The organism is Dermabacter sp. Marseille-Q3180, from assembly GCF_940792985.1.
GTDB classification, from domain to species: Bacteria; Actinomycetota; Actinomycetes; order Actinomycetales; family Dermabacteraceae; genus Dermabacter; species Dermabacter vaginalis.
The window spans coordinates 39,942-59,566 of record NZ_CALNWU010000003.1 but is presented as its reverse complement, the minus strand read 5'-3'; the positions used below and the strand labels follow the sequence as shown (position 1 = coordinate 59,566).

Below are 19,625 nucleotides of genomic sequence, written 5' to 3'. Positions count from 1 at the left end.
ACAGGGGGTCGTACCTATGGGTCGTGGCCGTCAGAAAGCCAAGCAGGCCAAGATTGCTCGGGACCTCAAGTACTACAGCCCGCCTACTGATCTCAATGCGCTCCAGCGCGAATTGAGCGGGAAAAAGAACGAGTCCGCGTCGTGGGACGAAGACGACCGCTACGAAGACAAGTGGGCGAGCGAATACGACGATTGGGACGACGAGGACGAGGAGTCCTAACCCGCCCTTCTCTTTTGTGGATTGACGCCGCTACACGAACATCATTCGCGTGAATGACCGCCGTGCAGTGGCGTCAATTTTTTGATGCCGAGGGGAGGCGAGAGGGAACGACGGGCGCGCGATCCGCGCCACCCCACCCGCCCCAACTGGATTGCATAGGGTTTGTGGGGGTTTCACGAGCGCGCCAAACCCCCACAACGTCTATGCAATTCGGGGATCGGGGTTCTTTCGGTTGTTTCAGGCCGTCACGAGCACGGGGCCGCCATGAGCCCCCTTCGCTCCCTGCACGAGCACGTCATTCTCACCACGCGGCTTCGGCAACGTTTCGCGCCGGGCAACCTCGCCGATCACCCGCGAGCGCACACCCTCGGCTTCGAAGAGTCGCACGATCTCATCCGCACTCTCGGCACTCGCCACCGCGACCATCCCGAGCCCCATGTTGAGAGTCGCTTCGAGATCCGCGAGCGGCACACTCCCCCACTCGCCAATCATGTGGAACACCGCACCCGGCTCCCACGAGGCACGACTCACGCGCGCGCCGCACTCGGTGGGGATGACGCGGGCAAGGTTGGCAGCAAGCCCGCCGCCCGTCACGTGCGAGAGCGCGTGGAGTTTTCCGACGCCTGCCTGCGCGAGCACACGCAAAATCTGCGCGCTGTAAATATGGGTCGGGGTGAGGAGCTCCTCGCCGAGGGTCTTCCCGAACTCCTCGATGTGCCGCTCGAGGCTCAGCCCAGCGTGGTCGACAACAGCGCGTACGAGGGAATACCCATTGGAGTGGAGCCCGCTCGAGTCCATGCCGATGAGCACGTCGCCAGCGCCTACGCGCTCGGCGCCGAGCATGCGGGAGGCCTCGACGACGCCGACGGCGGCACCCGCCACGTCGTAGTCGTGCTCACCCATGAGACCGGGGTGTTCAGCGGTTTCGCCACCCACGAGAGCCGTTTCCGCGAGGACGCAGCCTTCGGCAATGCCGCGCACGATGTCGGCAATCCGCTCCGGGTGCACCTTGCCGCACGCGATGTAGTCGGTCATGGCGAGAGGCTTTGCGCCGCTCACGACGATGTCGTCCACGACCATTGCCACGAGGTCCTGCCCGATTGTGTCGTGGATGTCGAGGGCCTGCGCAATCGCGATCTTCGTGCCTACGCCGTCGGTGCTCGAGGCGAGCAGCGGACGCTCATAGTTCTTGAGTTCGCTCACGTCGATGAGACCCGCGAAGCCGCCCACGCCATCAACGACGCTCGTACCGTGGGTATTTTTCACGGCAGCTTTCATGAGTTCGACGGCGCGGTCGCCCGCGTCGGTATCGACTCCGGCGGCGGCGTAGGTGAGGCCTTGGTCTTCGCGTGCGTCAGTCATTTCTGAACCTCCTTGTCGGCCATGCCCAGCAGTTCGCGGCCTTCGGAATCGGGGGCGGGCAGAGGGATCGGGTATTCACCCGTGAAGCATGCGGAGCACAGTTCGCGTGGCGCCTGGCGGGTGGCGCGCACCATGCCGTCGAAGCTGATGTATCCGAGAGAATCGGCGCCGATCGAGCGGCAGATTTCTTCCGTATCGAGACCGTTGGCAATGAGCTGGGCGCGATCCGCAAAGTCGATGCCGTAATAGCAGGGCCACTTGACGGGCGGCGAGCTGATGCGCACGTGCACCTCGCTCGCGCCGGCCTCGCGCAGCATCCGCACAACAGCTCGCTGCGTGTTGCCGCGCACGATCGAGTCGTCGATCACCACGAGGCGTTTGCCTTCGATGACCTCGCGCAGCGGGTTGAGCTTGAGTCGAATACCGAGTTGTCGCAGCGTTTGCGTGGGTTGAATGAACGTGCGGCCCACGTAGGCGTTTTTCACCATGCCCTGGCCGTAAGGAATACCGGATTCTTGCGCATAGCCGATCGCGGCGGGCGTTCCTGATTCGGGCGTGGGAATCACGAGGTCGGCTTCGACGGGGTGTTCGCGCGCGAGTTCGCGGCCCATCTCGATGCGGGACTCGTTGACGCTTCGCCCGTTGAGGTTCGTGTCGGGGCGGGCGAGGTACACGTATTCGAATACGCAGCTCTTGCGCGCGGGTTCACATACTTGCTCGCAACGCAGCCCATCTTCGTCGACCGCAATGAGCTCACCCGGGGCGACCTCGCGCACGAAACTCGCGCCGCAGATGTCGAGCGCGGCGGTTTCGGAGGCCACCACCCACCCGTTCGACAGCCTGCCAAGCACGAGCGGGCGGATACCCTGCGGATCCCGTGCCGCGTACAGGGTTTTTTCGTTCATGAGCACGAAGCAGTAGGCGCCGCGGATACGTCCCATGAGGTCTTTGATGTTGTCCTCGAGGCTGCCTTCGTGGTTGAGCAGCGCCGTCACGATTGCCGTGTCGGTCGTGTTGCCTTGCTTGAGTTCGCCGATCTTCTTATCACCGTGGCGTTCATGGAGAAGCTCGAGCAGCTCGAGTGTGTTGACGAGGTTGCCGTTGTGGGCAAGGGCGATCGTCCCGTCGGGGCGCGGGCCAAGCGTTGGTTGGGCGTTCACCCAGTGGCTCGCGCCGGTCGTCGAGTAGCGCGTGTGGCCCACGGCCATGTGTCCCTGGAGGGTCTTGAGATTGCCTTCGTCGAACACTTGCGAGACGAGACCCATGTCTTTGTAGACGAGGATCTGTTCGCCGTTCGAGGTCGCGATGCCCGCGGATTCTTGCCCGCGGTGTTGAAGCGCGTACAGCCCGAAATAGGTGAGGGTGGCAACGTCTTCCCCTGGCGCGAACACGCCAAAAACGCCGCACTCGTCCTGCGGGCGGCGATCGTCGGGAAGGAGGTCGTGAGTGAGTCGTCCGTTCGCGGGTAGCACCAACCCAGTCTAATACGGCTCACGCCTCACGTGAATTGCATAGGGGTTGTGGGGGTTTTGCCACGAAGTTGCCACGAGGCTGCCACGAAGCTGCCACCAGGCCCGGTCAATTCCATAGGAGTTACGGGGGTTTGATCCGCTTCCGAAACCCCCACAACCCCTATGGAATCCAGGTAGGTTCGCTATTTCACTTCGCGCGAGCGCGCTCGAGGAGCCAATCGATGATCACAGCCACGAGGGCGAGGCCCACTCCCACAAAAAGTACGCCGTAGAGCGCCGCAATCACGAGCGGCGCAAATTCGAATACGCCCCTGAACATCCCCCACACGAGCCCCGAGACCGCGCCGATCACGAGGGCAAGAACAACCCATCCGCCAAGGTTCATGCGGCGCTCGCGGCGCACGAAAAGAGCGGTGGGCTGAGGCGATTCGGGGCGCTCGGGCGAATCGGAGCCCTGGGGAGCGCCGGCGACTGAGCTTTTCTCGTGCTCTTCGGGCGTGTTCTCGCTCATCACGTGTTAGTTCTCCTCGGTCGTAGTGGAGCGCCCGGAGCTTACTCCAGCGGCAACTCTCCTGGCAATCGGCACGGGCAGGATCTCGGAGAGATCGCTGCGCTCACCGGAAGCGCTTACGCCGCCGCCTTTCGCGCGGCCCTCCGCCCAGGTCAGCTCGCCGGTCGCGAGGCGCATCCAGGTCGCGGCATTCATCTCGACGACCGCGGGCGGAGTGCCGCGCGTGTGACTCGTGCCCTCGAGAATCTGCACCGCGCCGAACGGCGGGACGCGCAGCTCAACGGCGCCGCCGGGGTATTCCTCGGCGAGCACCTGAAGGGAGAAACGGACCGCGAGTGCGAGGGTTGCCCGCGGCGTGTTTTCGCGGCTCTCGCACCATGAACGGATCGCGGCCGTGCCGTCAGAAATCGGGATCGCTTTACGCGCGGGCACCGTCGGACTCCTCCCCCGCGAGGCGTGCCTCGCCGGGAATGAGCGGGTGCACCGCGATCGTGTCCTCGCGGTCCGGGCCCACGCCGATCGCGGAAATGCGGCACCCTGCGAGCTCCTCGAGTCGGCGCACGTAGTTTTGCGCCTCGATCGGCAGCTCCTCAAACGTGCGGGCCTTCGAGATGTCCTCACTCCAGCCGGGCATCGTTTCGTACACGGGCTTCGCGTGGTGGAACTCGGTTTGCGTCATGGGCATGTCGCGGTGGAGTTCACCGTCGATCTCGTACGCGGTGCAGATCGGCACCTCGTCGAGGCCCGTGAGGATGTCAAGCTTCGTGAGCACGAGGTCGGTGAAGCCGTTGATGCGCACGGCGTGGCGAATCATGAGGGCGTCGTACCAACCGCAGCGGCGCGGACGCCCCGTATTGACGCCCACTTCGTGGCCCTTCTGCTGAAGGTATGCGCCCCACTTGTCGAACAGCTCAGTGGGGAACGGCCCCGCACCTACGCGGGTCGTGTAGGCCTTGACGATGCCGATCGCGCGGTCGATGCGCGTGGGGCCAATGCCCGAGCCCGTGCACGCGCCACCGGCGGTGGGGTTCGAGCTCGTCACGAACGGGTAGGTGCCGTGATCCACATCGAGGTAGGTGGCCTGGCCGCCTTCCATCAGCACGAGTTCACCGCAGTCGAGCGCGGTATTGAGCATCTCGGTCGTGTCCACAACCATGGGTCGGATCCGCTCGGCATACTGGAGAAGGCCTGCCACGATCTCTTCAACCTCTACGGCCCGACGGTTGTAGAGCTTCACGAGCACACCGTTCTTCTGGCGAAGCGAGCCCTCAACCTTTTGGCGAAGGATCGACTCATCGAAGAGGTCCTGCACGCGGATACCGAGGCGGCCCACTTTGTCCATGTAGGCGGGGCCGATGCCGCGGCCGGTCGTGCCAATAGCGCGCTTGCCGAGGAATCGCTCGGTGACGCGGTCCATCGTCTGGTGGAAGGGGGCGACGATGTGCGCATTCGCGGAGATGCGCAGGTGCGAGGTGTCAACGCCGCGCGATTCGAGCGCGTCAATCTCCTCAAAGAGCGCATCGAGGTTCACGACCACGCCGTTGCCGATCACGGGTGTGGCGTTCGGGGAAAGAATCCCGGCAGGAAGGAGCTTGAGCTCGAACTTTTCGCCGTGGACAACGACCGTGTGGCCCGCGTTGTTGCCACCGTTGGGCTTGACGACGTAATCGACGCGGTCGCCGAGAAGGTCGGTTGCCTTTCCCTTTCCTTCATCGCCCCACTGGGCTCCAACGATCACGATCGCGGGCATGACATCTCCTTCGGCGCGTCATCCTGGCGCGCGGTAGCGAAACAGCAAAGGCCCATTTTACGCGGGGCAAGCGCCGAGGTTAAGGGGCGAGCGTTGTGGCGTCGCTCAGGCTCGGGTCCGATTCGGCGATGAAGTCTTTGAGTCGCTCTACCTCGCCCGTCTCGCCGATGGCCTCGGCGGCGCGCACGAGGTGGAGGAGGCACAGGAGGAAGCCGCGGTTGGGTTCGTGCGAGGCGGGAACTGCACCTTGGCCTCGCCAGCCGGCGCGACGCAGTGCATCGAGACCGCGATGGTAGCCGACTCGTGCGAACGCGTAGGCTTCGATCACATCGCCGTCAGCACTCGCTTCTTCTGCAAGGAGTGCCCACGCGAGCGGCGAGGTGGGGTTATCGGCGGCGACCTTCTTCGGGTCGTCGCCGTCGCGCTCGCGTACGGGGCGGTCGAGCTCATCGGGGAGGTGAGTGGGCTCGGGGCCGAGGAGGTTACCTCCAAGTTCCGGGCGGGGGCGTGAAGTCGTGTTGTCGCTCATACCTCCACCCTACAAAGAGCGCGTGTCACACACCCTGCACGCCTCCCCCTTCAGAAGGGCTCCGCCGTCACCTGCAACAATGGGGGCATGACTGAGACCCTTGACGGTTCCGAGCTGCTCACGGGGCCCCAGGCCGGAGGTGTGCTCGAGGCAGCCGTCACGAACGCTGGTGGCGAACTCGTTGAATGGACACTCGACCACGTCGATCACCGGCCCTCGCGCTCCACGAAAGCCATGTTCCGCACGAAGGTGCGCTGGGTAGAGATCGACGGCCCCGAGGCGGAGCCGCGCGACGAGCTGTTCGGCGTGAGCGCTCATATCGGCGAGCAAGAAAAGAACGTGCTCGCCCCCGAGCAGTCGCTCGTGATGACCGACGGCGACATGAACGTGCGCGTGTGGCGCTACCCACACGACCCGTGGCTGCCGATGCTCCCGCAGGTGTGCTACCCGGACGTTCTCCATGAAACTCTCGCGCAGCTTGGAGTGGCAACGGGGTATGCGGAAGGCACGCCCGTACCCGTGGAAGTCGTGAGCTATCGTCCCGGTCGCCGCGCCGTGCTCAAGGCCACCCTTGCCGACCGCAATGTGTTCCTCAAGGTGTTTCAGCCGCACACGACCGCGGGGGTCGTGAATCTCCACCACACACTGCTCGACGCGGGTGTGCCCGTTCCCGCTGTCCTTGGCACGACCGATGGTCTCGTTGTCCTCGCCGAGCTTCCCGGCACGGTGCTCGCGAAGGCCGTGATCGACGACGGTGCGCAGGCGTGCCACGCGGCGGATCTGGTCGCGATGCTCGATCGCCTTCCCGCTTCCCTCATGAACCAGCCCGTGCGACCGCCGTGGACCGATTCCGCCGAGTTCTACGCGGGCGTGGTCGCCTCGAGCCTCCCCTCGCTCAAGGACCGCCTCGACGTGCTCGTGTACCGCATCGAACTGGGCCTCGCCGATGTTGAACGACGCATTGGACTCGAACCCACCGAGGTTGTCCACGGCGATTTCTACGAGGCCCAGGTCTTCGTGGATGGCTCCCGCGTCGTTGGCGTCCTCGACATCGATGGTGTGGGTCCGGGCCGCCGCGCCGACGACCTCGCGTGCTTGTGCGCCCACCTCTCAGTGCTCGGCGACTACGCCAATCAAGGCCGGCTACCCCTCGATATTCACGAGCGCGTCGCCGAAGCAATCCGCACGTGGTACCCCGTTTTCGCGGGCCGTGTGGACCCGCAAGAGCTCGCGTTGCGCGCCGCCGGGGTGGTGCTCTCCCTCGCCACCGGCCCGCATCGCCAGCAGGAAAACGATTGGGAACGCGCCACGGAGGCGATGGTGCGCGTAGCCGAAACATGGGTGCAGGTCGCCGAATATGGCCCGCATTACGTGGGGCCCATGCCGGGTGGGCTCATTTCCGGTTCCGACGCCACCTCGCCCCGCGACGCTGCTCAGGTTCACGAAGAGCAGCAGGGGCCCGAGATGGCCGACACGCGAGAAACCGTGAGCGAGTTCGAGCCTCCACAGGCTACCGAGCGCTCCCCCATCGTGGTGCCGTCGATCCCGAGCGCCGACACGTCGTTCGCGCACGGCGCCGCTCACTTTGAGCAAGACCCCACGATTCCACTACCGCCCATTCCCGAGCTTTCCGATCACCAGATGGAGATCGCCCTCGATGGCGCGAACGAACACTCTCACGAGCACTTCGGCCGTGCCGGAATCTCGATGTCGCCGCCCACTCCCGTGTATGCGCCGGGCATGCGGCGACACCCGCACGTGCGCCCGGCGCGCCACACGATGATGGAATCGATGGCGGCGGCGCAACCGTCGGATCCTCGCCCGCGCAATACTCACCGCGCCGATACGGCGGAGCCCGCACCCGAGAGGGCCACCTCCCCATCTCAGGACCCCGAGGAAGGAGTGCGCTGATGCGCGCAATTGTGCAAAAGGTGACCGGAGCGAGGGTGGAGATCCTCGATGATTCCTCCGCGACACCACGCCGCACGGGCGGCGAGTTCGAAGGTGAAGGGCTCGTGGTGCTGCTCGGCATCACGCACGAGGATGGCGACTCGGCCGTGGAAACCATGGCTCGCAAGATCTGCGAGTTGCGCATTCTCGACGACGAAAAATCCGCGCTCGAGAAGAACGCGCCCGTCATGATCATTTCCCAGTTCACGCTTTATGCGGACGTGCGCAAGGGTCGCCGCCCGAGTTGGAACAAAGCTGCTCCCGGCCCCGTCGCCGAACCCCTTGTCCAGCACGTCATTGACAAGGTGCGCGAGCGCGGCCTCACCGTGTACGAAGGCGAATTCGGCGCACACATGCAGCTGAGTTTCACAAACGATGGTCCTATGACGATACTCATCGAGACCGAGTAGGGTGGAGACATGATGTACACACTGGTACTGCTCCGCCACGGCGAGAGCGAATGGAATCAAAAGAATCTCTTCACCGGTTGGGTTGACGTGCCCCTTTCTGACAAGGGCCGCGGCGAAGCCACCCACGGCGGTGAACTCATCAAGGAATCGGGCATCCTCCCGGACGTCGTTCACACGTCGCTTCTGCGCCGCGCGATCATGACCGCGAACCTTGCGCTTGATGCCGCTGATCGCCACTGGATTCCGGTGAAGCGCGACTGGCGCCTCAACGAGCGCCACTACGGCGCGCTCCAGGGCCTCGACAAGGCGGAGACCCGCGACAAGTACGGCGACGAGCAGTTCATGCTGTGGCGCCGCTCGTTCGACGTTCCGCCGCCTGCTATTGAGTCGGGTAGCGAGTTCAGCCAGGACGACGATCCCCGCTACGAGGGCACCGAAGTGCCGAAGGCCGAGTGCCTCAAGGACGTCATCGCGCGCTTCCTCCCCTACTGGGAAGAGGGCATCAAGCCTGACCTCGCCGCCGGTAAGACCGTTCTCGTGGCCGCGCACGGCAACTCGCTGCGCGCGCTCGTGAAGTATCTCGACGACATCTCGGACGAGGACATCGTTGGCCTGAACATCCCGACCGGCCAGCCTCTCGTGTACGAGCTCGACGAGAACTTCAAGCCCGTGACGAAGGGCGGCCGCTACCTCGATGAGGAAGCCGCGCGCAAGGCCGCCGAGGCCGTCGCCAACCAGGGCAAGAAGTAGCCCCTCTCTCTCTTCGAATTCCATAGGGGTTGTGGGGGTTTCGGGCTCGCGCCCGCCCCGTAATCGCTCGGGTTCCGACGGTTCCCCCACAACCAGCGCCCCGGAGATCCACACGGATCTCCGGGGCCTTCCGTTTAATTCCGGTTGCTCCCCGGCTTCTCCCCTCCCCCAGATTGCATAGGGGTTGTGGGGGTTTGACCGACGGCGTCCGGGCATAGAGAGTGGCCCCCGCTCCCGAAGGAGCGAGGGCCACGTGCGTTCAGCTAGATGAGGGTGCCGCTACGGGCGATTCCTCACTGCTCGTTCTTACGGCGGCGCGTCACGAGCGCCACACCACCCGCGATGAGCGAGGCAGCAGCAGCCATGAGGCCGCCGGTCTCCGCACCGGTACGCGGCAGGTGCCCGTTGTTGCTGTGCGACGGCTTCGCGGGAACCACCTTCACCGGCTCCTGCTTGCCACCCGCGGGCGCCTCCGGGCCATTGTGGGTCGTCGGATCGGTGCCCTGAGCGATTTCCTTGCCATCGTGCACGTCGTCACCATCGGTGTCGGCGCTGTTCGGATCCGTGGGGCGGTTGCCGAACTTGTCGTTCTTGGCCCCCGAAACCTCGTCACCGTCGTTGATGCCGTCACCGTCGGTGTCAGCCTTCGTCGGATCGGTCGGTTTGTTGCCGAAGTCCTTGTTCTTCTCACCCGAGACCTCGTCACCGTCGTTGAGGCCGTCACCATCGGTATCAGCCTTGTTCGGATCCGTGCCGAGTTCCTTCTCCTGGTCATCGGTCAGACCGTCACCATCGGAGTCCTTATCGCCCTCCGCCGGAGTATCAGCCTTGTTCGGGTCGGTGCCGTTGGTGATCTCGTCACCATCGTTCACACCGTCACCATCGGTGTCAGCCTTCTTCGGATCGGTCGGTTTGTTGCCGAAGTCCTTGTTCTTCTCACCCGAGACCTCGTCACCGTCGTTGAGGCCGTCACCATCGGTATCAGCCTTGTTCGGATCCGTGCCGAGTTCCTTCTCCTGGTCATCGGTCAGACCGTCACCATCGGAGTCCTTATCGCCCTCCGCCGGAGTATCAGCCTTGTTCGGGTCGGTGCCGTTGGTGATCTCGTCACCATCGTTCACACCGTCACCATCGGTGTCAGCCTTCTTCGGATCGGTCGGCTTGTTGCCGAAGTCCTTGTTCTTCTCACCCGAGACCTCGTCACCGTCGTTGAGGCCATCACCGTCGGTATCAGCCTTGTTCGGATCCGTGCCGAGTTCCTTCTCCTGGTCATCGGTCAGACCGTCACCATCGGAGTCCTTATCGCCCTCCGCCGGAGTATCAGCCTTGTTCGGGTCGGTGCCGTTGGTGATCTCGTCACCATCGTTCACACCGTCACCATCGGTGTCAGCCTTCTTCGGATCGGTCGGCTTGTTGCCGAAGTCCTTGTTCTTCTCACCCGAAACTTCGTCACCATCGGTGAGGCCATCACCGTCGGTATCAGCCTTGTTCGGATCCGTGCCGAGTTCCTTCTCCTGGTCATCGGTCAGACCGTCACCATCGGAGTCCTTATCGCCCTCCGCCGGAGTATCAGCCTTGTTCGGGTCCCTGTGGTTAATGATCTCAAGACCATCGTTCATGCCGTCACCGTCGGTGTCAGCGTTCTTCGGATCAGTCGGTTTGTTGCCGAAGTCGTTGTTCTTGGCACCCGAGACCTCGTCACCGTCGTTGAGGCCGTCACCATCGGTGTCAGCCTTCTTCGGGTCGGTACCGAGTTCCTTTTCCTTACCATCGGTGAGGCCGTCACCATCGGTATCAGCCTTGTTCGGGTCGGTGCCGTTGGTGATCTCTTCACCATCGTTCACGCCGTCACCATCGGTGTCAGCCTTCGTCGGATCAGTCGGGTCACCCTTCCTGTCACCATCGAAGTCCCCGTTTTTATTGCCCGTGGCTTCGCTTCCGTCAGTAAGGCCGTCACCATCGGTGTCGGGGTTGTGCGGGTCCGTGCCCTTGTCGATCTCCTGACCGTCACCGAAGCCGTCACCATCGGTGTCATTCTTCATCGGATCAGTCGGGTCACCCTTACCGTCACCGTCGAAGTCCTTGTTCTTCTCACCCGAAACTTCGTCACCGTCATTGAGGCCGTCACCATCGGTATCAGCCTTGTTCGGATCCGTGCCGAGTTCCTTCTCCTGGTCATCGGTCAGGCCATCACCATCGGAGTCCTTATCGCCCTCCGCAGGAATATCAGCCTTGTTCGGGTCGGTGCCGTTGGTGATCTCGTCACCATCGTTCACACCGTCACCATCGGTGTCAGCCTTCTTCGGATCAGTCGGGTCACCCTTACCGTCACCGTCGAAGTCCTTGTTCTTCTCACCCGAAACTTCGTCACCGTCATTGAGGCCGTCACCATCGGTATCAGCCTTGTTCGGATCCGTGCCGTGTTCCTTCTCCTGGTCATCGGTCAGGCCGTCACCATCGGTATCAGCCTTGTTCGGGTCGGTGCCGTTGGTGATCTCGTCACCATCGTTCACACCGTCACCATCGGTGTCAGCCTTCTTCGGATCAGTCGGGTCACCCTTACCGTCACCGTCGAAGTCCTTGTTCTTCTCACCCGAAACTTCGTCACCATCGGTGAGGCCGTCACCATCGGTATCAGCCTTGTTCGGATCCGTGCTGTGTTCCTTCTCCTGGTCATCGGTCAGGCCGTCACCATCGGTATCAGCCTTGTTCGGGTCGGTGCCGTTGGTGATCTCATCACCATCATTCACACCGTCACCATCAGTGTCAGCCTTCTTCGGATCAGTCGGGTCACCCTTACCGTCACCGTCGAAGTCCTTGTTCTTCTCACCCGAAACCTCGTCACCGTCGTTGACGCCGTCACCATCGGTATCAGCCTTGTTCGGATCCGTGCCAAGCTCCTTCTCCTTGGCATCGGTCAGGCCATCACCATCGGAGTCCTTGTCTTGGTTTTCGACAGTTACGGTGATGGTGTCGATGACTTTGCCGTCAGGAGCGACAACGGGCACGGTGATCGTGTCGCCAGGCTTCGCCGTGTCGTTCGGCGTCACCGTGATGCTGCCATCGTCGTTAAGCGTGGCGGTTCCGGGACCTTCCACGGTGCCGATCTTGGTGCCATCGACTACCGGGCCACCGTCGTTCTTGATGGTAACTGCGGTCTTCTCGGGGGTCTTGACGCTGTCAGCCCAGCGTGGATCGTTGTCGACGATGAACGAATCGGCGGCTACTGGGTTGGTATCGGCGTAGAGGGTTGCACGCACAATTTCACCGCTGGGCATACCCTGCGGAACAGTGAAGGTGCACTTTTCGGCCTCAGTCATGCTCGTGAGGTTGTCACAAGTCTTGAGGACCTTACCCTTGGAGTCGGTCCACTCAATCTTGTTCTTGAGCGGGGAGAGCGCCACACCGTCGAGCTTGATCTCAGCAGTGTCCCCCACCTTCGCCGGGTTGGCGGTGGTGTCGAAGTTCGTAATGTCGAGCTTCATCTGGGTCGTGGGGATGATAGCGAAGTTCACGTTGTAGGTGTTGCCGAGACCGCCCTTGATGGACGCTGCCTGAGCGGCCCAGTTGGTCTTCTCGTTGCTGCGGTACTCCGGGTTGATCCACGACGAATAGGTTTCGAGCTTCTCACCCTTGTCATTCTCGACAAACATGTAGAAGCCCTTGTCCGCCGTGACTGCACCTTGCGCGAGCGCACCTTTGGGCACGCGGACCGTGTAGCGGCCCTTGTCGTCCGTAGTGGCGTAGCGCGTAAACGCGATGTACTCGGGGTGGTCAGTGAGAAGCCTCTTGGTCGCGGCCGCCTTCTTCGAGTCGTCGAGGCTTGCCACTTGGTCGTTATAGGCAGCGATGCCTTTGTCGGTGAGTTTCGAGATCACGACGCGGTAGCCCTTGGCGTCCGGATCGGCATCACCGTTGTTCACGGGGCCGGTCGCCGAGTTGGCACGGTCACCGGCGCTCGTCTCAAGCCACACCTGACCGGAGATCGAGGACTTATCCGCTTCGGTGAAACCGGTCACGAGGGCCGGATTGGCGATCGGACCTGCCGTGTCCTCTACCCACTCACTGCGCGGGCGGGTCATGTAGCCCTCGGCGCGCTCAGCCATGAGAACGCCGGTCTTCTGCATGTTGGTGCCGATAAGCGGGAACTGGCCCAGATTGTCGGCGGTAACCGAGTTCACAAACGAGCCGGGGAAGAAGCCACCATTTTGGCGGATCATCGTCACGGTGTTGCCAGTTTCGGGATCCTTGTATTCGGGGATCCAAAGACGGTAGTACTGACCGGCAGATGCGGTGTAGGCGTGGCGTTTGCCGGAGTGATCCTTCCAGCCCGCCACGACGTTACCCTTGGCGTCCTTTTCAAGCTCGCCCTTCTCGTTGACGCGAAGGTCGAACGCGTAGGAGCCACCTGCGACGCCGTCAGCGTTGGTGTCAACCGCGCTCGTGGTCTTCGCCGTGTAGACGGGCGACACCGCTCCATCCTTGTCGAACCAGCGCAGGTACACGGTGGTGCCATCGGGAACGGGGAAGTTGTGGCTCTGGAACGTCGACGGGTTGCCATTGTTGTTGGCAACCTGGGCCGTACCAGAAAGAACACCAGGCGCGTTGGTGGTGTCGATCGTCTTGCTGATGTAACCGCTCTCGATGGCGTCGGCGTTGATCGGAGTGAGCGGCGAGGTCGAGTCTGCGGCGGAAGCAGCGGACACAAAAGGCGTGTCGAACGCGCCAGCGCCAGCCACGCTCGCGGTGCCGAGGATCGCGCCGACGGCGAGGGTTGCGGCCCCGCGGCGCCACAGCGGCGTTGTTGCGGCGGTCGCACGGTGGGTGTTCCGCGCACGGAAGGCATCAAAAATCATGAGTGTTCCTATCAATAAGCATTGAGGGGTACGGGGCGCACAAGCGCATGAACATACGCAAGGGTGAAGCGTCCTGGGTTTAGTTCCTACCTCTGCTAAGGAAGGATTGGCACTATGCCCAGAAAGTATTCCGCCGAATTCAAGGAGAAGGCGATCCATCAAGTCCTAGAGATGGTCCGTCTGGAATCCTGCTCACGGCAACGCGCGTACGAGGAAGTCGGAGAGCTCCTTGGCGTGTCCCACCACACGTTACGCGCCTGGTACCGTGACAGCGTCGCCCATGAGCAGACGGCACCAACAGGTGGCGAAACCATGGAAGAAGAGCTCAAACGGCTACGCCGGGAAAACCGCGAGCTGAAACGAGCCAACGGAATCCTCAAGACTGCCTCGGCTTTTTTCGCGGCGGAACTCGACCGACCCACGACCAGATGATCTCCTACATCGACGAGTACAAGGAGCAATTTGGGGTCGAGGCCATCTGCCGTGTTCTGAAACAAGCAGACCGTGGATTCATCACCTCCCGCGGCTACCGTAACGCCACCACCCGCGCCCCGAGTGCGAGGGCTTTAAGCGATAGCCTGCTTATCCCAGAGATTCAGCGCGTCCATGCGGAAAACTTCTCGGTCTACGGCATCCGCAAGATGTGGCACGCCATGAACCGTGAGGGCTTTCATATCGGCCGCGACAAGACCGCACGCCTGATGAAACTTGCAGGTGTGTCTGGTCGACGACGTGGACGCACCCCGGCGACCACGATCAGCCCTAAGGTGCCGGATCATCGTCCGGATCTTGTGCAGCGAAACTTCCGGGCCACAGCACCTGGGCGACTTTGGGTCGCCGACATTACCTACGTTCGCACCCTGTCAGGATTCGCCTACACCGCGTTTGTCATTGACGTCTACAGCCGCAAAATAGTCGGTGTTGCCACCCGATCTACGATGCGCACCGATGCGCTGCCGATGGAGGCACTGGAACATGCTTTAACGACTGCCGGTCGAATCCACGGCGACCAGCTGATACACCACAGTGACCGGGGAAGTCAGTACGTGTCACTGAAGTACTCCACCGCACTGGCCGAAGCCGAGATCCGGCCGAGTGTCGGCACAGTCGGAGATTCCTATGACAACGCGCTGGCCGAGACTGTTAACGGTCTCTACAAGGCTGAACTTATCCATCCTCAAGGCCCGTGGACATCAGTAGGAGAAGTCGAGCTAGCCACCTTGCGGTGGGTGCACTGGTGGAACACCAAACGTCTTCACGAAGCATTGGGCTACGCCACCCCACAAGAAGTAGAAACCGAGTACTATCTCACCGAGCCCATCAACACAGGGCCGTAAAAGAAGCGGAACCAAACCCAGGACGCTTCAGGGCGCACCACGAGTGGAACACTAACACCGCACTCACAGTTCGGTAAGCCACCAAAATTCCGGTCTACAACTTACCGCTCGCCCCTCTCCCCCCAATCCGCAACTTTCGTCCACACCGACGAGCATCCGTTACACGGTTTTTCTCACCCGTCCGTAAGCTACTACCGAGTTATTGAGGCTATTCCACATTCACAGCCTCCCGCACAATCGTTACAAGATTGTTATGCCAGTGTTAGGCAAGCCATGACCACTCATGCACCAGACCCTCACACGCGCCCCAGCGGGCCTTAAAATCGGACGGCCCCAACGACAGGCATGCCAGTAGAGGAATGCCGAGGTTGAGGGGCGTCAATCGGAGATGGCGACAGGGCTAACGTCGGCGCCGCTTTTTCGTCGTCCCGAACAACGAACGCGTAATCTCGCGCCCGAGCACCGTCCCCGCCGAGCGGAAGAAACTCTTCACCGCACTATTGCTCGCGATCTTCTCCACGAAACCAGGCTCGTTTTTCGCGGGCGTCGAGTTGGCAGCATCGCTCTCACTCGCCTTGGGCGTCTCGGTTCCGACGGTTGCCGGGGAAGCGTCGGACTCCTTCTCGCCCACCTGACCACCTTCCGCGCGAGCCTTGAGGATCTCGTAGGCGCTCTCGCGGTCCACAACGTTCCCGTATTGGCCAGCGAGGGTGCTCGCGGCGACGATCCGATCAACCTCCGCCTCGGGCGCGGGATCCATCGAGGATTCGGGGGCGCGCATCGCGGTGTAGGCCACGGGGCTTGGTGCGCCCTTTTCGTTCATGACGGTCACGACCGCTTCGCCCGTGCCGAGGGAGGTGAGGAGCTTTTCGAGGTCGTATTCGGTCGTGGGATACGTGGCAACGGCCTTCTTGATGGCCTTCGCATCCTCGGGCGTGAAGGCGCGCAGGGCGTGCTGCACGCGGTTGCCGAGTTGCGCGAGGACATCGGCCGGGATGTCTTTGGGCGACTGAGTAATGAAGAATACGCCCACGCCCTTCGAGCGAATGAGTCGCACCGTTTGAATGACCTGGTCAATGAACGCCTTCGAAGCGTCCTTGAAAAGGAGATGGGCTTCATCGAGGAAGAACACGAGTTTCGGCTGTGGTAGATCGCCCACTTCAGGCAACACCTGGTAAAGCTCGGCGAGCATCCACATCATGAAGGTCGAAAAGAGCTCCGGTCGTTCGGCAACACCCGGAAGCTCCAGGCACGAGATGATCCCGCAACCGTCGGAATCCTGACGCAGAAAATCTTCAACATTAAACGCGGGTTCACCGAAGAAGGCATCGGCGCCTGAATTTTCAAACTGCGTGAGATTGCGCAGAATAACGCCGGCGGTCGCGGTGGAAATCCCGCCGATGCTCTTCAGCTCCTCTTTACCGTCGGTCGTGAGGTATTGAATGAGGGCGCGCAGATCCTTGAGGTCGAGAAGCGCGAGACCGCTCTGATCGGCGTAGTGGAAGATGAGGGAGAGCGAGGATTCTTGCGTGTCGTTGAGGCCGAGTACCTTCGCGAGGAGAACCGGCCCAAATTCCGTCACCGTGGTGCGAATCGGCACGCCTTTACCGTGGCCGCCGAGCGAGAAGAATTCGGTGGTTCCAGCGCGGGAAACCCATTCTTGGCCGCGGGCTTTCGCGCGCGCGGTGAGCTTCTCCGACGCTTGCCCGGGAACGGCGATGCCGGAAAGGTCTCCCTTCATATCCGCAACAAAAACGGGGGTTCCGGCCGCCGCGATTTGTTCCGCGATGAGCTGAAGGGTTTTCGTTTTACCGGTACCGGTGGCGCCGGCAATCAAACCGTGCCGGTTCAGCATTCCGAGCGGCATATACAGCGGCGCTTCGGGATCCGGTTCACCATTCTCGACAACCGCGCCGAGGTGGATTCGCGGCTCCTCGAAGTCGTAGGCGGCAACGAGGTCGCTCGTCGCAGGCGCGTTGTGGGGCTGGGCGGTGTCGGCCATGGTGCGAAACTCCTTGCGGTTGCGATCTACAGGTCGAGGCATCCCGATTCGTCAAGATCGTAGAAGATCGGCAGAGCCTCGGCGAGATCCACATTTCGATTGACAGCAATAGCGTAGACGCTCCGCAAAGTCGCCACGGCCCGCGAAACGTGAATCGCCGCGGCATCGCGCGCGCGTTCCTCTCCAAGACTCGGCAAAAGACGCTGCGCGAGAACATCCCTGAGCTGCATGCTCACTTCTTTGTTGCGGTTAGCGACGATCTGAATCAGCTGCGGCTCACGCATCATCACGTGCTTCTTGAGGTTGCGGCTCTCGCTGCGCATCGACGCTTCCTTGACATGCGCCTCGATCAGAACACGCATGGAATCACGCGCGGCCTCCTCAGCGGGCCTCGCCTCGAGCATGCCCACAAACGTCCTCACGTTCTCGGTATCCACACCGAGCACGACCGCCTCTTTCGTGCCCCAATAGTTGAACAGCGTGCGCGGTGAAACGCCCGCCCGCTCGGCGATCTGATCAACCGTGACCTGCGCAAAACCGTGCTCGGCCACGAGCTCAAGCGCCGCGAGGTGCATCGCCTCGCGCGATTCGCGCTTCTTTCGCTCACGTAAGCCCTCGTGGCAAGCGGCAGAGTCCGACGCTTGCTCGTTATCCAACGCGGCCTTATTCCGCATGTCGTTCACCTTTTTGTCGTCGGGGGCCGCCCGAGCAATTTCGGCCCAGGCGGCCCCACGCAGTTCCTCACGTGTTAGTTGGTGCTGCGCAGCTCGGTATGACGAATGAAGAGTGAAAGCACGACGGCAACGACCGCAAAGGGCGCGGCTGTCACGAACACGGCATGCATGGCATCACCCATGCCGTGGCGGATCGCCTCCACGATGGGTGCGGGTATCCCCTCCAGTTTGGACGGGTCAAGAATCGCGGACGCACCGCCGCCGGAGTCTCCACCGAATTTCTTCATCGCGGCCGCGGCTTGCGGCGGGAGTTGCGCTTGAATCTTCGGCATGAGGTTCGAACTCATCACGGAGCCGAGAACGGCGGTGCCGATAGTCGAGCCAACATTGCGGAAGAACTGCACGGCCGAGGTTGCCACACCGAGCTCGTCGCGCGGGACGGCGTTCTGCACGATAAGGGTGTAGGTCTGCATGCACATGCCGAGGCCAATGCCGATCACGATCATGACGAGCGTGAGGTGCAGCTGCGTGGACTGCCAGTCAAGCCGCGTGAGCAGGATGTAGCCGATACTCATGATGACGCCACCGGCGATGAGCAGCCCCTTGTAGCGGCCCCACTTCGTGATCATGATGCCCATGAGAATCGACATCACGATCATGGCGATGTTGAGAGGGATCAGGATCGCACCCGAGTTTGTCGCGGACACACCGAGCACCCCCTGCGCAAACACGGGAATGTAGATGATTCCGCCGAACATTGCCACCGCGATTGAGAAACTTGCGAGTACCGACAAAGAGATGCGGGAATCGGCGAGCATGTGCAGCGGGATGAGGGGGTTTTCGGCGCGCATTTCGACGACCACGAAGGCGGTGAGGAACACCGCGGCAACAACGAGCATCGTGATGATCACGGCCGAATCCCAGTCGTAGGTGTTGCCACCCCACGAAATCGCGAGCAGTCCAATCACGAGACCCGGGGTGAGGGTCAGGGCCCCGAGAAGATCGAACTTGCCGGCTTTGCCCGTGTGCTCAAGGTTCATGAATTTCGCGAGAAATGCGAGAGCAAGAACGCCGAGCGGAAGCGTGAGGTAGAACAGCCAGCGCCACCCAAAGTTATCGGTCACCCAGCCACCGAAGAGCGGGCCGGCAATCGAGGACACACCGAACACGGCGCCCATGATGCCCTGATACTTGCCGCGCTGGCGCGGCGGGATGATGTCGCCGATGATCGTTTGGCTGAGCGGCATGAGCGTGCCCATGCCGAGACCCTGAACCGCGCGGGCCACAACGAGGAACCAGAAGTTCGTGGCCATGCCCGAAAGAATCGAGCCGATCATGAACACCACGAGACCGCCGAGGTAGAAGGCCTTGCGGCCGTACATATCCGAGAGCTTGCCGACGACCGGCACGGCTACGGCCGATACGAGCATTGCCGCGGTCGCGATCCAGCTGTAGTGCTCCATCCCGCCGAGCTCGGCAACGATGCGTGGCATCGCGGGGCCGACGATCGTCTGCGAGATCGAGGCGACGAACATGCCGAGCATGAGCCCCACAAAGACGAGTTTGCCGTCGCGGTCAAGGCCGGTGAACTCTACCGGTGCGTCGCCTCGCTCCACGCGGGTCTGGACTGATGTAGACATGATCCCCTTTTCGCCAGTGCACCACCACACCAAAAGTGCAGCGACTGCAAATCTTTACCGCCTGCGAGATTATCGCCTATGCCGGCCTCGACCAAGGGGCACGCGGTGGAACGTGACGGAGGGATCACGGTGCCGCCCCTTACCGCCGACGAGCGCCAGCCG

General features: G+C 62.3%; 15 protein-coding genes. 5 read left to right on the top strand and 10 right to left on the bottom strand.

Translation table 11 applies throughout. The features are described 5' to 3' along the window. Positions 1-16: 16 nt before the first annotated feature. A complete protein-coding gene (locus NBW56_RS08140; RefSeq protein ID WP_065248675.1) occupies positions 17-220 on the top strand; it encodes a DUF3073 domain-containing protein in 204 nt (67 codons plus the stop codon). 237 nt (positions 221-457) lie between these two features. On the opposite strand, the gene purM is transcribed toward NBW56_RS08140, so the two are convergent. From purM to NBW56_RS08110, 6 genes are all read right to left on the bottom strand, one after another. Further along, the gene (gene purM / locus NBW56_RS08135) at positions 458-1,582 is read right to left on the bottom strand and encodes a phosphoribosylformylglycinamidine cyclo-ligase (protein ID WP_250258796.1); all 1,125 of its coding nucleotides are present in this window, start codon (positions 1,580-1,582) and stop codon (positions 458-460) included. Next, on the bottom strand, positions 1,579-3,054 hold the full coding sequence (gene purF / locus NBW56_RS08130; protein WP_250258795.1) for an amidophosphoribosyltransferase: 1,476 nt from the start codon (positions 3,052-3,054) through the stop codon (positions 1,579-1,581). Before purF ends, purM begins: the two co-directional genes overlap by 4 nt. A 187-nt stretch (positions 3,055-3,241) precedes the next feature. Next, positions 3,242-3,565 carry a hypothetical protein gene (locus tag NBW56_RS08125; RefSeq protein ID WP_250258794.1) on the bottom strand — a complete coding sequence of 108 codons (324 nt, stop codon included), beginning with the start codon at positions 3,563-3,565 and terminating at the stop codon, positions 3,242-3,244. Positions 3,566-3,571: 6 nt separating this feature from the next. Beyond that, the gene (locus tag NBW56_RS08120; RefSeq protein ID WP_250258793.1) at positions 3,572-3,997 is read right to left on the bottom strand and encodes a sterol carrier family protein; all 426 of its coding nucleotides are present in this window, start codon (positions 3,995-3,997) and stop codon (positions 3,572-3,574) included. Then, positions 3,984-5,315: an adenylosuccinate synthase gene (locus tag NBW56_RS08115; RefSeq protein ID WP_250258792.1), complete on the bottom strand. Its 1,332-nt coding sequence runs from the start codon at positions 5,313-5,315 to the stop codon at positions 3,984-3,986. Before NBW56_RS08115 ends, NBW56_RS08120 begins: the two co-directional genes overlap by 14 nt. A gap of 79 nt (positions 5,316-5,394) precedes the next feature. Continuing rightward, positions 5,395-5,844 carry a DUF3151 domain-containing protein gene (locus NBW56_RS08110; RefSeq protein WP_250258791.1) on the bottom strand — a complete coding sequence of 150 codons (450 nt, stop codon included), beginning with the start codon at positions 5,842-5,844 and terminating at the stop codon, positions 5,395-5,397. Positions 5,845-5,931: 87 nt separating this feature from the next. Here NBW56_RS08110 and NBW56_RS08105 point away from each other — a divergent pair, with 87 nt between their 5' ends. From NBW56_RS08105 to NBW56_RS08095, 3 genes are read left to right on the top strand one after another with little or no spacing between them, the layout of a single operon-like run. After that, complete coding sequence (locus NBW56_RS08105; RefSeq protein ID WP_250258790.1) at positions 5,932-7,755, top strand: phosphotransferase; 1,824 nt, start codon at positions 5,932-5,934, stop codon at positions 7,753-7,755. After that, positions 7,755-8,204, top strand: coding sequence for a D-aminoacyl-tRNA deacylase (dtd, locus tag NBW56_RS08100; RefSeq protein ID WP_126847992.1), 450 nt, complete (start codon positions 7,755-7,757; stop codon positions 8,202-8,204). Before NBW56_RS08105 ends, dtd begins: the two co-directional genes overlap by 1 nt. Before the next feature lie 9 nt (positions 8,205-8,213). Continuing rightward, on the top strand, positions 8,214-8,954 hold the full coding sequence (locus tag NBW56_RS08095) for a phosphoglyceromutase (protein WP_250258789.1): 741 nt from the start codon (positions 8,214-8,216) through the stop codon (positions 8,952-8,954). A gap of 293 nt (positions 8,955-9,247) precedes the next feature. Here NBW56_RS08095 and NBW56_RS08090 read toward each other — a convergent pair whose 3' ends face one another. Further along, positions 9,248-13,810 (bottom strand): LPXTG cell wall anchor domain-containing protein, encoded by a 4,563-nt coding sequence (locus tag NBW56_RS08090; RefSeq protein ID WP_250258788.1) that lies wholly within the window; start codon positions 13,808-13,810, stop codon positions 9,248-9,250. A gap of 114 nt (positions 13,811-13,924) precedes the next feature. On the opposite strand from NBW56_RS08090, the gene NBW56_RS08085 reads away from it, so the two are divergent. Continuing rightward, positions 13,925-15,147 (top strand): IS3 family transposase gene (locus tag NBW56_RS08085; RefSeq protein WP_250258787.1). Its coding sequence is split into 2 segments (ribosomal slippage): positions 13,925-14,201 and positions 14,201-15,147, totalling 1,224 coding nucleotides; the frame shifts between segments, so codons are not numbered across the junction. Positions 15,148-15,547: 400 nt separating this feature from the next. Here the strand turns inward: NBW56_RS08085 and NBW56_RS08080 are convergent. The 3 genes from NBW56_RS08080 to NBW56_RS08070 all read right to left on the bottom strand — a co-directional run bounded on the left by NBW56_RS08080 (position 15,548) and on the right by NBW56_RS08070 (position 19,463). Further along, positions 15,548-17,149, bottom strand: a complete 1,602-nt coding sequence (locus tag NBW56_RS08080) for a helicase HerA-like domain-containing protein (protein ID WP_250258786.1) — start codon at positions 17,147-17,149, stop codon at positions 15,548-15,550. A gap of 26 nt (positions 17,150-17,175) precedes the next feature. Further along, entirely contained in the window at positions 17,176-17,823 is a 648-nt protein-coding gene (locus NBW56_RS08075; RefSeq protein ID WP_250258785.1) for a TetR/AcrR family transcriptional regulator, read from the bottom strand. 74 nt (positions 17,824-17,897) lie between these two features. Continuing rightward, the gene (locus NBW56_RS08070) at positions 17,898-19,463 is read right to left on the bottom strand and encodes an MDR family MFS transporter (RefSeq protein WP_250258784.1); all 1,566 of its coding nucleotides are present in this window, start codon (positions 19,461-19,463) and stop codon (positions 17,898-17,900) included. Between the last annotated feature and the right edge of the window lie 162 nt (positions 19,464-19,625).

Bases quoted from the DNA above. Each gene is read 5' to 3' on its own strand.
- NBW56_RS08125 (WP_250258794.1), bottom strand. From the start codon at position 3,565: ATGAGCGAGAACACGCCCGAAGAGCACGAGAAAAGCTCAGTCGCCGGC.
- NBW56_RS08080 (WP_250258786.1), bottom strand. From the start codon at position 17,149: ATGGCCGACACCGCCCAGCCCCACAACGCGCCTGCGACGAGCGACCTC.
- NBW56_RS08070 (WP_250258784.1), bottom strand. From the start codon at position 19,463: ATGTCTACATCAGTCCAGACCCGCGTGGAGCGAGGCGACGCACCGGTA.
- NBW56_RS08075 (WP_250258785.1), bottom strand. From the start codon at position 17,823: ATGCGGAATAAGGCCGCGTTGGATAACGAGCAAGCGTCGGACTCTGCC.
- NBW56_RS08090 (WP_250258788.1), bottom strand. From the start codon at position 13,810: ATGATTTTTGATGCCTTCCGTGCGCGGAACACCCACCGTGCGACCGCC.
- NBW56_RS08095 (WP_250258789.1), top strand. From the start codon at position 8,214: ATGATGTACACACTGGTACTGCTCCGCCACGGCGAGAGCGAATGGAAT.
- dtd (WP_126847992.1), top strand. From the start codon at position 7,755: ATGCGCGCAATTGTGCAAAAGGTGACCGGAGCGAGGGTGGAGATCCTC.
- NBW56_RS08105 (WP_250258790.1), top strand. From the start codon at position 5,932: ATGACTGAGACCCTTGACGGTTCCGAGCTGCTCACGGGGCCCCAGGCC.
- NBW56_RS08140 (WP_065248675.1), top strand. From the start codon at position 17: ATGGGTCGTGGCCGTCAGAAAGCCAAGCAGGCCAAGATTGCTCGGGAC.
- purM (WP_250258796.1), bottom strand. From the start codon at position 1,582: ATGACTGACGCACGCGAAGACCAAGGCCTCACCTACGCCGCCGCCGGA.
- NBW56_RS08110 (WP_250258791.1), bottom strand. From the start codon at position 5,844: ATGAGCGACAACACGACTTCACGCCCCCGCCCGGAACTTGGAGGTAAC.
- NBW56_RS08115 (WP_250258792.1), bottom strand. From the start codon at position 5,315: ATGCCCGCGATCGTGATCGTTGGAGCCCAGTGGGGCGATGAAGGAAAG.